The organism is Flavobacterium columnare NBRC 100251 = ATCC 23463 (genome assembly GCF_002530675.1).
Taxonomy (GTDB): Bacteria; Bacteroidota; Bacteroidia; order Flavobacteriales; family Flavobacteriaceae; genus Flavobacterium; species Flavobacterium columnare.
This window is the reverse complement of sequence record NZ_PCMX01000147.1, coordinates 1-820: the sequence shown is the minus strand read 5'-3', so window position 1 is coordinate 820 and position 820 is coordinate 1. Positions and strand designations below refer to the sequence as shown.

The 820-nt window shown below is 40.7% G+C and carries 1 pseudogene; it reads right to left on the bottom strand.

The features are described 5' to 3' along the window. A pseudogene (locus B0A78_RS14610) lies at positions 1-820 on the bottom strand (hypothetical protein); the annotation flags it as partial.

Here is an 820-nt window from a genome sequence, read left to right as displayed (position 1 = left end):
CTAAAACGCTTCCTGCGGCAGTAGTTACTGTGGCTGAGGTAGCAATAGTACCCAAATTATCATCCTTAGCTAGTAAATCGTTTTTAACTTCTACTATAGCAATTGCTTTATCACAGTTTACTGGAGTTGCTCCGTTCTCACAGATTTGATACTCTACTTGGTATGTGCCACTTGGTGTGGTAACGCCTACAGTAATCGTACCATCTGCATTTAATGTTAAGCCTGCTGGAACATTTACACCTGCTAGGCTTACTTGACCTGCTGCTGTACCTATCGTAACGTTTGATCCGTTTAACTTATCGTTTAACGTTACATTGGGGGTATTACCTCCTGAGGCAACAGTTACTTTAGCATCGTCTATAGCGTCAATAACATTTTTAACTTCTACTATAGCAATTGCTTTATCACAGTTTACTGGAGTTGCTCCGTTCTCACAGATTTGATACTCTACTTGGTATATGCCACTTGGTGTGGTAGCGCCTACAGTAATCGTACCATCGGCATTTAATGTTAAGCCTGCTGGAACGTTTACACCTGTTAGGCTTACTTGACCTGCTGCTGCACCTATCGTAACGTTTGATCCGTTTAACTTATCGTTTAACGTTACATTGGGTGTATTACCTCCTGAGGCAACAGTTACTTTAGCATCGTCTATAGCGTCAATAACATTTTTAACTTCTACAATTATATTGGCTGTCTTACAGTTTACTGGAGTTGCTCCTGTTTCACAAATTGTATAAGGAATCGTGTAAGTACCACTTGGTGTACCTGGCTGGATCGTTACATTACCATCTGCATCGATACGAATAGAACCTGTTGT